At 63.9% G+C, this 14476-nt stretch carries 14 protein-coding genes and 1 tRNA gene; 9 read left to right on the top strand and 6 right to left on the bottom strand.

All coding sequences use genetic code 11. The annotated features are described in order from the left end of the window. Nucleotides 1–146 precede the first annotated feature (146 nt). A tRNA-Ala gene (locus tag ACZYHG_RS03860) sits at nt 147–222 on the top strand. A 113-nt stretch (nt 223–335) separates the two neighbouring features. On the opposite strand, the gene ACZYHG_RS03855 is transcribed toward ACZYHG_RS03860, so the two are convergent. From ACZYHG_RS03855 to ACZYHG_RS03835, 5 genes are read right to left on the bottom strand one after another with little or no spacing between them, the layout of a single operon-like run. Beyond that, nucleotides 336–755 (bottom strand): DUF4952 domain-containing protein, encoded by a 420-nt coding sequence (locus ACZYHG_RS03855; protein ID WP_464612620.1) that lies wholly within the window; start codon nt 753–755, stop codon nt 336–338. Between the two features lie 46 nt (nt 756–801). Next, entirely contained in the window at nt 802–1125 is a 324-nt protein-coding gene (locus ACZYHG_RS03850; RefSeq protein ID WP_464612619.1) for a hypothetical protein, read from the bottom strand. An 8-nt stretch (nt 1126–1133) separates the two neighbouring features. Then, nucleotides 1134–1622, bottom strand: a complete 489-nt coding sequence (locus tag ACZYHG_RS03845; protein WP_464612618.1) for a DUF6985 domain-containing protein — start codon at nt 1620–1622, stop codon at nt 1134–1136. A gap of 60 nt (nt 1623–1682) precedes the next feature. After that, nucleotides 1683–2831, bottom strand: coding sequence for a galactonate dehydratase (gene dgoD / locus ACZYHG_RS03840; protein ID WP_464612617.1), 1149 nt, complete (start codon nt 2829–2831; stop codon nt 1683–1685). A 6-nt stretch (nt 2832–2837) separates the two neighbouring features. After that, nucleotides 2838–3527 carry a FadR/GntR family transcriptional regulator gene (locus ACZYHG_RS03835; RefSeq protein ID WP_464614610.1) on the bottom strand — a complete coding sequence of 230 codons (690 nt, stop codon included), beginning with the start codon at nt 3525–3527 and terminating at the stop codon, nt 2838–2840. A 257-nt stretch (nt 3528–3784) separates the two neighbouring features. Between ACZYHG_RS03835 and ACZYHG_RS03830 the strand changes: the two genes are divergently transcribed. The 6 genes from ACZYHG_RS03830 (at nt 3785) to ACZYHG_RS03805 (ending at nt 10771) form a co-directional block, all read left to right on the top strand. Further along, on the top strand, nt 3785–4774 hold the full coding sequence (locus ACZYHG_RS03830; RefSeq protein WP_464612616.1) for an arabinose ABC transporter substrate-binding protein: 990 nt from the start codon (nt 3785–3787) through the stop codon (nt 4772–4774). 68 nt (nt 4775–4842) lie between these two features. Further along, nucleotides 4843–6354 carry an L-arabinose ABC transporter ATP-binding protein AraG gene (gene araG / locus ACZYHG_RS03825; RefSeq protein ID WP_464612615.1) on the top strand — a complete coding sequence of 504 codons (1512 nt, stop codon included), beginning with the start codon at nt 4843–4845 and terminating at the stop codon, nt 6352–6354. A 9-nt stretch (nt 6355–6363) separates the two neighbouring features. Further along, complete coding sequence (gene araH, locus ACZYHG_RS03820; RefSeq protein ID WP_464612614.1) at nt 6364–7314, top strand: L-arabinose ABC transporter permease AraH; 951 nt, start codon at nt 6364–6366, stop codon at nt 7312–7314. A 24-nt stretch (nt 7315–7338) separates the two neighbouring features. After that, nucleotides 7339–8118, top strand: coding sequence for an SDR family oxidoreductase (locus ACZYHG_RS03815; RefSeq protein ID WP_464612613.1), 780 nt, complete (start codon nt 7339–7341; stop codon nt 8116–8118). A 14-nt stretch (nt 8119–8132) separates the two neighbouring features. Continuing rightward, a complete protein-coding gene (gene araD / locus ACZYHG_RS03810; RefSeq protein ID WP_464612612.1) occupies nt 8133–9845 on the top strand; it encodes an L-arabinonate dehydratase in 1713 nt (570 codons plus the stop codon). A gap of 11 nt (nt 9846–9856) precedes the next feature. Continuing rightward, complete coding sequence (locus ACZYHG_RS03805; protein WP_464612611.1) at nt 9857–10771, top strand: dihydrodipicolinate synthase family protein; 915 nt, start codon at nt 9857–9859, stop codon at nt 10769–10771. A gap of 31 nt (nt 10772–10802) precedes the next feature. On the opposite strand, the gene ACZYHG_RS03800 is transcribed toward ACZYHG_RS03805, so the two are convergent. Beyond that, nucleotides 10803–11477, bottom strand: coding sequence for a GntR family transcriptional regulator (locus tag ACZYHG_RS03800; RefSeq protein WP_464612610.1), 675 nt, complete (start codon nt 11475–11477; stop codon nt 10803–10805). Nucleotides 11478–11823: 346 nt separating this feature from the next. Between ACZYHG_RS03800 and ssuD the strand changes: the two genes are divergently transcribed. Next, complete coding sequence (gene ssuD / locus ACZYHG_RS03795) at nt 11824–12996, top strand: FMNH2-dependent alkanesulfonate monooxygenase (RefSeq protein ID WP_464612609.1); 1173 nt, start codon at nt 11824–11826, stop codon at nt 12994–12996. Next, nucleotides 12993–14453: an FAD/NAD(P)-binding protein gene (locus ACZYHG_RS03790; protein ID WP_464612608.1), complete on the top strand. Its 1461-nt coding sequence runs from the start codon at nt 12993–12995 to the stop codon at nt 14451–14453. Before ssuD ends, ACZYHG_RS03790 begins: the two co-directional genes overlap by 4 nt. Nucleotides 14454–14476 lie beyond the last annotated feature (23 nt).

Here is a 14476-nt window from a genome sequence, read left to right as displayed (position 1 = left end):
GGCTTTCGCAACGTTGGAATAAAAAGCCGGTGTTCAGGCTTGATATTGACGAAGGGCGGGGTTAGAAGCCGCCTGCACTAACGGCGCGGTGTTCCAACCCGCGCTGATCTCTTCGCCGGAAACGGCGCCGGCGGACTGCCGGAAGTGGGGCCATAGCTCAGTTGGGAGAGCGCTTGAATGGCATTCAAGAGGTCGTCGGTTCGATCCCGATTGGCTCCACCAAAACAGTCTTCAGCTTTCAGTGCTGACGCCCGACGAAGGTGCTTGTGACCTTGAACGTCCTTTGAAAAAGACACGGCCTGCAGGCAGCCGGCGTTCGCCGGACCGGCGCAGCCTCAGATGTCCTCGGTAAAAGTCTCGACAATGATTTCGAAAGTCCCGATCCGGCGCCATTCGCTGCGGCGGGCGACGATGGTTTCGTCCGAGACCATGGTAATGGAGAATTCGCGGCCGTTGCCGTCGCGGAACTGACTGGCAGGCGCATCCCATTGACAGCAGGAACGTTTGAGCCGGTTCAGTCCTGTGTGTCGGACAAGGTCGACTTCGACCGCGGCCGCAAACCGGCCCGCTACATGATAGACCGCCTGAAGCGGCTTTCCTTGCCGGTCAGACATGGAGCTGCATCCGACGTAGATAACATGGGCGGGCTTTTTGCCCGTCTGCGCCAGGAAGTCGCCGCAACCTTGCACCGCCTGTGCCGACGTCGGCACTGACGGGGAGGCAGCCCGCGCAGGCACGGTGGCGATGCAGGCCATCAGAAATGCCGCGAAAGCTTCTGCTCTCATAGGCGCTGTCGCCGACCTAGTTTCCTGTTTCGATATTGATTTCATAGTCGTCCAGCAGGTTCTGGACGTCTGGATTGCTGGCGTAAGCGCGTTTCAATCGCGCCAGTTCGGCATCGGTCCCGGTGCAAAGCTCCCGCAATGCCGCGTCGATCTGAGCCCTGCGTTCGGCGTCTGGCGAATCTTCGCCACGGAAGTGATCGCATCCGTCACGGCGCTCTGTGAACGCCCGGACATCTTCGGGTACGGAGACGCTTGCGCCGTTTGGACCGGCGCCGAGCGCGGGCCTGCAGCTCAAACCGGCGAGGACGAGAAGCACCAGCCCTTTGGCGATCTCGCGCATATGGCTCGTCATCTCGTCGTATAAGCCGGGTTCGACGCCTTGTAGACGACTTCCTGCAAACTATCGTCGGCATAGGCATTGGCGTTCGTCGCGTGGCCATCGAAGCCGCCGACCTTGTTCAGCATCGCGCCGTTGCGCCACACCAGCAAAAGACCATGCTCTTCCTCCCAGCCGCAATTGGCTTCCAGATAGACATAGTGATTGGCGTCGCCGCCATGGCCGGACCAGACGCCAAGCTCATTGGGATAAACGAAGGACCAGATATCTTTCGGCTTTTCGGGCACTCCCATTTCCGCGTCCATCCAGTCCTCGCCGCCGACAGCTTCCGGGAAATCGCGGTAGTAGGCATAGACGTGTCGGGTGTCCCCTAGCCGATCGTCGGATGTGAGCGTCAGGAAGGCATCGAGGGCGGCGACGACCGGCTGATCGTCCGGGTCGTAGTCGTCATCGGACAATTCGATTTCCATATTATCGAAATAGGGAACCTTGAGCTTCACCTTCTTTCCTCCAACCGAGCGTGGAGATTGCCAGCAATCCGACAAGTGCGGAAGCCTGTCTCACCACTCGGCGAAGGAACCATCCTTGTGGCGCCAGATCGGGTTGCGCCAGCGGTGGCCTTCCTTGGCCCGTTCCTTGACATACTCCTCATCGATCTCGACGCCGAGGCCCGGGCCGTCGGGAATGGCGACATAGCCGTCCTCGTAGCGGAAGACATCCTTGTTGGCGGCGTAGTCGAGCAAGTCGTTGGCGGCGTTGTAGTGGATGCCAAGGCTCTGCTCCTGGATGAAGCAGTTATAGCTGACGGCATCGAGCTGCAGGCAGGCTGCCAGCGCGATCGGCCCGAGCGGGCAATGCGGCGCGACCGCGATATCATAGGCTTCGGCCATGGCCGCGATCTTGCGGCATTCGGTGATGCCGCCGGCGTGCGACAGATCGGGCTGGATGATGTCGACGGCGCCTTGCTCGAACACTGACTTGAAATCCCAGCGGCTGTAGAGCCGTTCGCCGAGCGCTATCGGCGTCGAGCCGAGAGCGGCGATCTCCTTCAGCGCCTCGCGGTTCTCGCTGAGCACCGGCTCCTCGATAAACATCAGCCGGTAGGGTTCGAGCTCCTTGACCAGCATGCGCGCCATCGGCCGGTGCACGCGGCCATGGAAATCGACAGCGATGCCGATAGTGGGGCCGACCGCCTCGCGCACCATGGCGACGCGTTCGATGGCCGCATCGATCTTGTCATGGCTGTCGACGATCTGCAGCTCCTCGGTGCCATTCATCTTGAGCGCCAGGAAACCGCGCGCGACCACTTCCTTGGCGCCCGCAGCCACTTCCGCCGGCCGGTCGCCGCCGATCCAGGAATAGACCTTGATGGTGTCGCGCAATTTGCCGCCGAGCAGTTCATGCACGGGAACGCCGAGCGCCTTGCCTTTTATGTCCCACAGCGCCTGGTCGATGCCGGCGATGGCGCTCATCAGGATCGGTCCGCCACGGTAAAAGCCGCCGCGATGCATGACCGTCCAGTGATCCTCGATCAGCCGCGGGTCCTTGCCGATGAGATAGTCACCAAGCTCCTTCACGGCCGCCTCGACGGTCAGCGCCCGACCTTCGACCACCGGCTCGCCCCAGCCGGTCACGCCGGCATCGGTCTCGATCTTCAGGAACAGCCAACGTGGCGGCACGATGTAGGTGGTGAGCGCGGTGATTTTCATGCTGTCTCAGTTGTTCTTGAGTTTCTTGGCGCTGACGAGGTCGCGCGCCGCAAGATCGAGGATCCGGTTTGCGGCACCGCGCGCGGCTTCGGCGTCGCGCATGCGCAGCGCCTCGACCACTTCGCGGTGTGCCGCGACCGCTTCCATGCGTCGGTCGAGCGAAATCACCGCTGTTGCCTCCAGCGAGAATTTCAGCCCGGTGTCGATCAGATTGCCGATCTGGCGAAAGATCGGGTTGTGGCTTGCCGCATAGACGATCTGGTGAAAGGCGATGTCGCTGCGTGAGAAAGCGGCGAGATCCTCGCCGGCGCCTGCCATGCCGCGCCATGCCGCTTCGAGATCGGCGATCTCTTGCAGCGTTGCGCGCGTGGCGGCAAGCTCGGCCACCAGAGGCTCGATGGCCCGGCGGGTTTCAAGGATGGCGTCAAACAGCTTGTCGTCAAGCGCATGGGGCGCATGCCAGGCCAGCACCTGCGGGTCGATGATGTTCCAGTCGTCCTCGTTGCAGACGACCGTGCCGATGCGCGGCCGCGACAGTACCAGCCCCTTGGCCGCAAGCACTTTCAGCGCCTCGCGGATGACGGTGCGGCTGACGCCGTATTCGACGCCAAGTTCGTTTTCGGTCGGTAGCGAGGAGCCGGCCGGATAGCGGCCGGAGAAGATGTCGGAGGCGATCGCCTTCGTCACATCGGGCATGACGCGCGGGCGGCGGGTGGCCGTGTCGGCTGAAGCCTTCTTAGAAGTTTCGGTCACCTCAGCCCTCCTCCAAGGCGGCGAAACCGCCGATCTCGCACAACCCGACCGGCCTTACCGGATGCGGATGATTTGCGCCAGCGATCCCTGGTCAGAGCATGTATCTTAATTATCATACCAGATCAATTGACGAGTATGATAAAAAGAATTAGAGACTCCAGCACCCGGGCTGAGCGCCCGGCCATCGCTGGGAGGTAATCATGCGACTTTTGAAGACCGCGCTCGTCGCGGGCGCGCTTGCCGTGCTGTCCGTCACGACCATTGCTGCATATGCTCAGGACACCAAGATCGGTTTCATCGTCAAACAGCCCGAGGAGCCGTGGTTCCAGGACGAATGGAAGTTCGCCGACCAGGCCGCCAAGGAAAAGGGTTTTACCCTCGTCAAGATCGGCGCCGAGGACGGCGAGAAGCTGATGTCGGCGATCGACAATCTCGGCGCCCAGGGCGCGCAAGGCTTCATCGTCTGCACGCCTGACGTGAAGCTTGGCCCCGGCATCGTCGCCAAGGCCGCCGCCAACAACCTCAAGCTGATGACCGTCGACGACCGCCTGGTCGGTGCCGATGGCAAGCCGCTGGAAGACGTGCCGCATATGGGCATTTCGGCAACCAAGATCGGCGAGGCCGTCGGCCAGGCGATCGTCGACGACATGAAGGCACGCGGCTGGAAGGCCGACGAGGTCGGCGCGATCCGCGTCTCCTATGACCAGTTGCCGACCGCCGTCGACCGTGTCGAAGGCGCCATTTCGGTGCTGAAGGCGAACGGCTTCAAGGCCGAGAACATTTTTGATGCACCACAGGCCAAGACCGATACGGAGGCTGCCCTCAACGCCGCGACGGTCGTGCTCAACGCCCATGCCGATATCAAGAAGTGGGTCGCTTTCGGCCTCAACGACGAAGCCGTGCTCGGCGCCGTGCGTGCTTCCGAAGGCGTCGGCATTCCCGCCGATAGCGTGATCGGCGTCGGCATCGGCGGCGCGGATTCGGCGATCAACGAGTTCAAGAAGCCGACCGCCACCGGCTTTGTCGGCACGGTGATCATCTCGCCGAAGCGTCACGGCTACGAGACAGCGCTCAACATGTATGACTGGGTGGCCAACAACAAGGAACCTGCGAAGCTGACCTTGACATCCGGTGCGCTGGCCAAGCGCGACGACTACCAGAAGGTCCGCCAGGGTCTCGGCATCGAATAATCCTCCCTGTACAAACAGGCGGCGGCTCGACCGGCCGCCTGTTTGGCATGGCACAAAAGGATCGGCCCGTGTCCTTTCTCGACTTCTCGCACATCACCAAGACCTATCCGGGCGTCAAGGCGCTGTCGGACGTCTCGTTCGGCATCGACAAGGGCGCCGTGCATGGCCTGATGGGTGAGAACGGCGCCGGCAAATCCACCCTGATCAAGATCCTGTCCGGAGACCAGCATGCCGATGAGGGGGAAATCCGCATCGACGGCAAGGTCCAGGCCTATTCATCGACACGCGATGCCTTCGACAATGGCGTCATCGTCATCTACCAGGAACTGCAACTGGTTCCGGAACTGACCGTCGCCGAGAATCTCACGCTTGGACGCTTTCCCGCCAGCGCCGGCATCATCGCCCGCCGGACAATGCTGGAAGACGTTGGCGCCAAGCTGAAATCGGCGGGCATCGACATCGACATCAGCCGCAAGGTCAAGACGCTGTCGATCGGCGAGCGCCAGATGATCGAGATCGCCAAGGCGATCATGCTCGACGCGCGCGTCATCGCGCTGGACGAGCCGACCTCGTCGCTGTCCTCGCGCGAAAGCGAAATCCTGTTTGCCCTGATCGATCGCCTGCGCGGCGAGGGGAAGGTCATCATCTATGTCTCGCATCGGCTGGACGAGGTGTTCCGCCTCTGCGACAGCCTGACGGTGCTGCGCGACGGCAAGCTCGCGGCGCACCATGCATCGCTGAAAGACGTCACCCGCGACCAGGTCGTCGCCGAAATGGTCGGCCGCGAAATCTCCGACATCTGGGGGTTTCGCCCACGCAAGGCAGGCGATATCAGGCTGAAGGTCGTAGGACTCTCCGGAGCAAAGTTGAAGACGCCGGCCAGCTTCGAGGCGAAGGCCGGCGAAATCGTCGGCTTCTTTGGCCTGATTGGCGCCGGACGCTCGGAACTGATGCGGCTGGTCTTCGGGGCCGACCCGCGCTTCGGCGGCTCCATCACCGTCGATGGCAAGCTGGTCCGCGCCACCGATCCGCATGATGCGATCCGGGCCGGCATCGTGCTGTGTTCGGAGGATCGCAAGCACGACGGCATCATCCAGGGCCGCTCGATCGAGGAGAACATCAACATCTCTTCGCGGCGTCACCACGCGCGCTTCGGCGTACTCAATCGCGCCAGCGAGATCGCCACCGCCGAAACCTTCATCAATAAGCTCAAGGTGCGCACGCCGTCGCGCAAGCAGGACATCATCAACCTCTCGGGCGGCAACCAGCAGAAGGTCATTCTTGGCCGCTGGCTGTCGGAGCAGGGCGTGCGGGTGCTCATCATCGACGAGCCGACGCGCGGCATCGATGTCGGCGCCAAAGCGGAAATCTACGAACTGCTCTACCAGCTTGCTGAGGACGGCATGGCGATCGTCGTCGTCTCGTCCGAACTGCCGGAGGTGATGGGCATTTGCGACCGCATCCTGGTGATGTGTGGCGGCCGCGTCAGCGCCGAACTTTCGCGGGACCAGTTTGCCGAGAAGGCGATCCTGGCCGCAGCCCTTCCCGACACGAAAACCCCCGACGCGATCGCTTCCTGAGGATTTGCCATGACCGACCAGTTGAAGAAAATCCTGCTCGGCGAACAGGGCCTCGTCGTCATCTTCATCGTCGCGTTCGCGCTGGTGTCGGCTCTGGTGCCCAACTTCCTCACCGACCGCAACATGCTCGGCCTGCTGCAATCGGTGGTCACCGTCGGTATCGTCGCCTGCACCATGATGTTTTGCCTCGCCGCGCGCGACTTCGACTTGTCTGTCGGCTCCATCGTCGCCTTTGCCGGCATGGTCGCGGTGATGGCGTCGAACTACACCGGGTCGATCCTGCTTGGCCTCCTCGCAGCGATCGCTTGCGGCGCCTTTGTCGGCTTCATCAATGGCGTCGTCATCGCCAAATTCCGCATCAACGCGCTGATCACCACGCTCGCCACCATGCAGATCGTGCGCGGCCTGGCGCTGATCGCCTCCGACGGCCGCGCGGTCGGCATCAACAGCCCGGATTTTTATCAGCTGGCGCTGTCGAAGCTGCTCGGCATCCCGACGCCGGTCTGGGTTTTGGCCGTGCTGTTCTGCGTCTTCGGCTTCATCTTGAACCGCACCGTCTTCGGCAAGAACACGCTGGCCATCGGCGGCAACCCGGAAGCTTCGCGGCTGGCCGGCGTCAATGTCGACTGGACACGCATCTGGATCTTCGCGCTGCAGGGCGTCGTCTGCGGCATCGCCGGCATCCTGCTGGCCTCGCGTATCACATCGGGCCAGCCCAACGCGGCCGTCGGGCTCGAGCTCTCGGTCATCTCGGCCTGCGTGCTCGGCGGCGTCTCGCTTGCCGGCGGCCGCGCCACCATGTCGGGCGTCATCGTCGGCGTGCTGATCATGGGCATCGCCGAAAACGCCATGAACCTGCTCAACATCCCGGCCTTCTACCAGTACATCGTGCGCGGCGTTATTTTGCTGCTGGCGGTGTTGCTGGACAATCTGCGTTCCTCGGCTTTGGGTCGACGTTGACCGTCTTCGACTGGAGTGACTGATATGGCTGAACGCCTGTCCGGCAAACGCACCTTCCTGACCGGTGCCGCGCAAGGCATCGGCCTTGCGATCGCTGAGGCCTGCCTGGCCGAAGGTGCAAAGCTGTTTCTGGTTGATCAGGATGGTGAGCTTCTGAACAAGACCGTTGCCGGCCTGGCCGCATCGAAGGGTGATGTCGGCCATGCAACAGCCGACATCAGCGACGGGGCCGCGATCCACGCTGCCGTCCAGCAGGCAACCGCAGAGATCGGCCCGATCAACGCGCTGATCAACAATGCCGGGATGAATGTGTTCTCGACGCCGCTCGAGGCGACCGAGGAGGAGTGGAACCGCAATTTCGATGTCAACGTCAAGGGCGCCTGGAACTGCAGCAAGGCGGTCTTGCCGGGCATGATCGCAAGTGGCGGCGGCGCCATCCTCAACATCGCCTCGACGCACAGCTTCACCATCATCCCACACACCTTTCCCTATCCCGTAGCCAAGCACGCGCTACTGGGGCTGACCAAATCGCTGGCGCTCGAATATGCGGCACAAGGCGTGCGCGTGAATGCGCTGGCGCCCGGCTATGTCGAGACGCAGAAGGCGGTCGATTACTGGAACAGTTTTCCTGATCCGGCGGCGGCGCGCGCCAACACCCTGGCGCTGCATCCCGGTGGCCGCATCGCCACGGCGGGCGAGATCGCGCTTGCCGCGGTGTTCATGATTTCCGACGAGTGCCCGTTCATGAACGCGGCCACGCTCGTCGTCGATGGCGGGCTGAGCAAATTGCAGCATCCCGCCTGAACGCTGAGAAAATCATGACCAAGAGACGATCGCAGCACTGGTTCGGCGGGCAGGGCAAGGATGCCTTCATCCATCGCAGCTGGATGAAGAACAACGGCCTGCCCGACGACGCCTTTGATGGCCGCCCGGTGATCGGCATCTGCAACACATTTTCAGAATTCACGCCTTGCCATGTGCATTTTCGCGGCCTGATCGAGCACATCAAGGCGGGCGTGCTGGAAGCCGGCGGCCTGCCGCTGGAATTCCCGGTGTTCTCATGCGGTGAATCCAATCTGCGGCCGACGGCGATGCTGTTTCGCAACCTTGCCTCGATGGATGTCGAGGAGGCGATCCGCGGCAACCCGATGGACGGCGTCGTGCTGATGGCCGGCTGCGACAAGACCACGCCGTCGCTGGTCATGGGGGCTGCCTCCTGCGACCTGGCGGCGATCGTCATCTCCGGTGGACCGATGCTCAATGGCCGCTTCCAGGGCCGCGCGATCGGCTCCGGCACCGATGTGTGGAAGTTCTCCGAGGATGTACGCGCCGGCGTGATGAGCGAGCAGGATTTCGCCAATGCCGAAAGCGCCATGTCGCGCTCGCCCGGCCATTGCATGACCATGGGCACGGCCTCGACCATGGCCTCGATGGTCGAGGCGCTCGGCCTCGCGCTGCCGGGCAACGCCGCCTATCCGGCTGTCGATGCGCGCCGCAGCCGCATCGCCCGCATGACCGGGCGGCGCATCGTCGAGATGGTCAATGAGGATTTGCGCCCATCGGCAATCCTTACGAGGCAGTCCTTCGCCAACGCCATCCGCGTCAATGGCGCGATCGGCGGCTCGACCAATGCCGTCGTGCATCTGCTGGCGATTGCCGGCCGCGTCGGCACCGAGCTGACGCTGGACGATTGGGATCAGTTTGGCCGCGACGTACCGACCATCCTCGACCTGATGCCGTCAGGCCGCTTCCTGATGGAGGATTTCTGTTATGCCGGCGGCATTCCGGCTGTAATGAAAGAGATCGCCGACATGCTTGATCTCGATACGCTGACGGTGACAGGCAAGAGCGTGCGCGACAACATCGCCGACGCCCAAAATTACAATCCGGAGGTGATCCGCCCGCGCGACAAGGCGCTGACGCCACAGGGCGGCATTGCCGTGCTGCGCGGCAATCTGGCGCCTGATGGCGCCATCATCAAACCTTCCGCCGCCACGCCAGCCTTGATGAGGCATCGCGGCCGCGCCGTCGTCTTCGAGGACATCGACGACTACAAGGCGCGCATCGACGATCCCGCCCTCGACATCGACGAGACCTCGATCATGGTGCTGAAGAATTGCGGCCCGAAGGGTTATCCGGGGATGGCCGAGGTCGGCAACATGGCGCTGCCACAGAAGCTGCTGAAGCAGGGCGTGCGCGACATGATCCGCATTTCCGACGCCCGCATGTCCGGCACCGCCTTCGGCACGGTCGTGCTGCATGTTGCCCCGGAAGCCGCTGTCGGCGGCCCGCTGGCGCTGGTCAAAAGCGGCGACATCATCGAACTCGATGTCGAGGCGCGGAAGCTGCATCTGGAAGTCACGGAACAGGAACTGGCGCTGCGGCGTCAATCCTGGCAGCCGCCCGCGCCGGCAATGCGCGGCGGCTATCAGGGCCTCTATGTCGACCATGTCCTGCAGGCGGATCGTGGGGCGGATCTCGACTTTCTCGTCGGCAGCCGTGGGCACGCCATCCCGCGCGAAAGCCATTGAGGTCGACCGGGATGCCAAAATTCCAACCCGATGATTTCCATGGCATCTACGCCATCCTCTACGCGCTGTTCGACGCCCAGGAAAAACTCGACCGCACGGCAATGAGCAGACAGGTCGAGATATGCCTGGCGACCGGCGTGCACGGCATGGCGGCGCTTGGGCTTGCCACGGAAGTCGCCAAGCTGACCGAGGCCGAGCGGCGGACGGTCATGGACTGGACGGCTGAGGACACCGCCGGCAAGGTGCCGCTCGCCTTCACCGTCTTCGGTGCGTCGGTCGCCGAACAGGTCGCGCAGGTGCGGCACGCCGAAAGCGTTGGCGCGGACTGGGTGATCCTGCAGCCGCCGCCGGCCGGATCGTATGGCGCGCTGGAATACATCCGCTTCTTCGGCCGTGTCGCCGAAGCGACCGGCCTGCCGGTGGCGATCCAGAATGCGCCGGCCTTTTTCGGCCGTGGCCTGACTTCCGACGAAATCCGCGACCTCGTCACGCAGCACCCCAACATCAGGCTGATCAAGGGTGAAGGCCCGGTCACCGACATTGCCGGCCTGATCGAGCGCACCGAAGGCCGGATTCCCGTGTTCAACGGGCGCGGCGGGCTGGAACTGATCGACAATTTCCGCATCGGCTGCCGCGGCATGATCCTGGCGCCGGATAGCATCGATCATGCTGTGCGCGCCTGGGAGGCGTGCCGCGCCGGCGACGAAGCGAAGGCCGAGGCCACGTACGAAAAGATGCTGCCGGCAGCGGTCTTCGTCATGCAAGGCATCGAGAACCTGATCTGCTACGGCAAGCGCCTGTTCGGCGCCCGCGCCGGCATCGCCATAGAGGATCGGGCGCCTGCGATGCGGCCCGATGACACTGGACTCGCGATGGTGGCGCGATTTGCTGCTCACCTGGGACGATTGCCCCACGGCGACTCCTGACCAAAAAGGTCGCCCGCCCCGCCCCCGGCTGTCAGCCGAGTAGATCAGCGGCGACCTCGAGCGTGTTGCGTAGAGACGTTTCGAGATGGTGTTCCATCGCTTGCGCGGCGCCCGCGGCGTCGTGACGTTTTAGCGCGTCGAGAATGGCTTCGTGCTGCTCGATCGTCTGTTCGCCATAGCCGGGCTTCGGGATGACGAGGTAGCGGCCCCGATCCATCTGCGCCTTGGAGATGTCGACGGCGCGCCAGATTTTCGGCAGGCCGCAGATCTCGGCAATGGTGCGGTGGAAGACGTCGTCGAGCTGGATCGCCGTGGCATATCCGCCGCGCAATATGGCGAGCCGGTGCGCCGCCATATTGTCCTCCAGAAGTTCGCCGGCTGACGGCGTGAATTTGGCGGCCGCGCGCCTGGCGCTTTCCATCTCCAGGGCACGCCGGATGACATAGGCTTCTTCCAGGTCGGCCCGGCTGATCGGTGCGACATAGGTGCCAGTCTGCGCCAGGATCGTAACGAGGCCCTCGTCACTGATGCGCTTGACCGCTTCGCGCACCGGTGTGCGCGAAACACCGAGGGCTTCGGCGATGGCCACCTCGTTGATCACTTCCCCCGGCTTCATCTGGCCGACGACGATCAGGTTGCGGATCTGGTGATAGATCTGATCGCGCAACGGAAACGTCCGATTGAGCGTCGAGGGATCCAGGTCCATGGCTAATCCACGTCTTCGTTCAGCAGAAGTGGTCAGATTATATTGGAATGCCGCGTGTTCGATAGGCCGGCTCAACGAGGTGAAAGCCGCTTTATCTGGCTGCCTCGCGACCTGGGGACCTTCGGGATCCCCGGACGTGATACGGGGGCCGCTGCAGCCATCCTGCGGAGAGAATTTCCAATTTCGGCGGTGTATTTGGAATAAACTAACTCTACAGAGTTTATAGAATAAGCAAAGTGCGCTGGCGATCTGGTTTTCCCGGACAGGACTCCGCCATGCCCGCCTTTCTGCGCCCGCTTTCAACCCCGTCAGGAACAGGCCGCCGCCGCATTGCGGGAGGCCAGCCATGACCAAGGACGTTCCCGATCGCATCAAGGTTCTCTGGTTCCTGCCGACGCATGGCGACAGTCGCTATCTCGGCACGACCGAAGGCGGCAGGGCCGTCGACCTGCCCTATCTCACACAGGTGGCCAAGGCTGCCGACACGCTGGGCTATTATGGGGTGCTGCTGCCGACCGGCCGCGCCTGCGAGGATTCCTGGGTGATCGCCTCGGCGCTGGCGCCGCTCACCGAACGGCTGCGTTTCCTCGTCGCCGTGCGGCCCGGCCTGCAGTCGCCGACACTCGCCGCGCGCATGACGGCGACGCTCGACCGCATCTCCAACGGCCGCCTGCTGATCAATGTCGTCACCGGTGGCGATCCGCTGGAGAACAAGGGCGACGGCATCTTCCTCTCGCACGCCGAGCGCTACGAGGTGACTCAGGAGTTCCTGCAGATTTACAAGCGCGTGCTGAGCGGCGAGACGGTCGAGCACCAGGGCAAGCATTTCCACATCGAGGACGGGCGGCTGCTGTTTCCGCCGGTGCAGACGCCCTATCCGCCGCTCTATTTCGGCGGCTCGTCCGATGCCGGATCGGTCGTGGCGGCGCAGGAGATCGACAAATATCTGACGTGGGGCGAACCGCCAGCCGATGTCGAGCGCAAGCTCGACGCCGTACGCGAACTGGCCGAGAAGGCCGGCCGCAAACTCTCCTTCGGCATTCGCCTGCATGTCATCGCGCGCGAAACCACCGAGCAGGCGTGGGCCGCAGCAGACAGCCTGATCAGCCGGCTCGACGACGCGACGATCGCCTCGGCCCAGAAAGTCTTCTCCCGCATGGATTCGGTCGGCCAGGCACGCATGAGCGCGCTGCATGGCGGCAGCCGCGACAAGCTCGAAATCGCGCCCAATCTCTGGGCCGGTGTCGGCCTGGTGCGTGGCGGCGCGGGCACGGCCCTTGTCGGCGATCCCGACACGGTCGCGGAGCGGATCGACGAATATCGCCGCCTCGGCATCGACACCTTCATCCTGTCCGGCTACCCGCATCTGGAAGAAGCCTATCGTTTCGGCGAACTGGTGCTGCCGAAACTGCCGACCGATCATCCGGTCAAGGCCGGTAGCTCGTCCGTCAACACCGGACCGTTTGGCGAGACCATCGCCGGCGACCACCGGCCGAAGTCGCTCGCCAGCGCCTCGTGAACGCGCTGCCTCCGGCCCGCCGCTTGCGCGTCGCCATCATCGGCGGCGGCTTTTCCGGCGCTGCCGTGGCCTGGCAGCTGGCGCGGTCGCATCGGCCGGAGCGCCTGTCGATTTCGGTGATCGAGCCGCGTCCGGCGATCGGCGGCGGCCTTGCCTATTCCAGCGAGGAGCCGTCGCACCGGGTCAATGTCCCGGCCGTCAGAATGAGCATGGCGCCCGACGACCCGCAGCATTTTGCGCGCTGGTTGACTGGCAGTGGGGAAATCGAGAGCGACACGGACGCCCTCTGGCAAAATGGCGACATCTATCCGCGCCGGCGCGTCTTCGGCCGCTACGTCGCCGAGCACCTCGCCCCCTATCTCGCTTCAGGCGCGGTTCGGCACGTGGAAGGCACCGCCACAGGCGTGACGCGCGACGGTGACGGCCTTGGTTGGATTGTGCAGACATCGGCCGGGCCTGTCGCAGCCGACATAGTCATCCTGGCGGCGACGCATCCTCAACCTGGAATTCCCAATGCGCTGGAGCCATTGGCGGAAGCGCCGGGCTTCATCGCCGATCCCTACGCCGCTTCGGCACTTGCCGGCATCGGACCGCAAGCCTCGGTGCTGATCGTCGGCTCCGGGCTGACCTCGGCCGACATGGTCGCCGAGCTTGATCGTCGCGGCCATCGTGGCCGCATCCTGGCGCTGTCGCGTCGCGGACTGCGCTCGCGCGGCCATCCCGATGTCAGGGGCGAGCCCTTCGGCGATTTTGCCTCGGCGCCGGCCACATCAGCGCTCGGCCTGCTTAAGAACATTCGCGCGACACTGACGGCGGCTCGCGAGGCCAACGTCAACTGGCAGTCGGTTTTCGACCAGTTGCGCCTGCAGGGGCCGGCGCTGTGGGCAGCCCTTGCTCCGCCAGAGCGGGCAAGGCTGGCGCGACAGCTGCGCGTGTTCTGGGACGTGCATCGCTTCAGGATCGCACCGCAAGTCGCTTCCGTACTCGAGCGCCGCCAGAGCGCCGGCACGTTCGACACCATCGCCGCCAGGCTTGTCGCGTCGAACGATGAGGGCGACAGCCTCGCCGTCAGCTTTCAACGGCGCGGGCAGACGCGGATCGAGACCGCCCGCTTCGATGCCGTCATCAACACGACAGGACCGGCGCATGGGCAGGTCCTTCAGCTCAATCCGGCGCTGCGCTCCCTGGCCGAGGCCGGGCTGATCAGGGTCGACCAATACGGATTGGGCATCGAGACGAATCTCGTCAGTCGTGCTGTCTGTCGTGATGGCAGGGCGGCCGCCAGCCTCTTCGTCGCCGGCCCATTGGCGCGAGGGACCTTTGGCGAACTCATGGGCCTGCCCGAGGTCGCCCGCCATGCCCAGGCAGTTGCTGGCGAAATCGCCAGATTGCTCGAAACGCTCCTGCCAGCCGAGGCCATCGGCGCCAATGCCGCGCACAGTCCGGTCGGCCGCTGACAGGCGAAAGCCGGCCTGGCCGG

This window comes from Mesorhizobium subarcticum (assembly GCF_055456085.1).
This window is presented reverse-complemented; position numbering and strand designations above follow the sequence as displayed.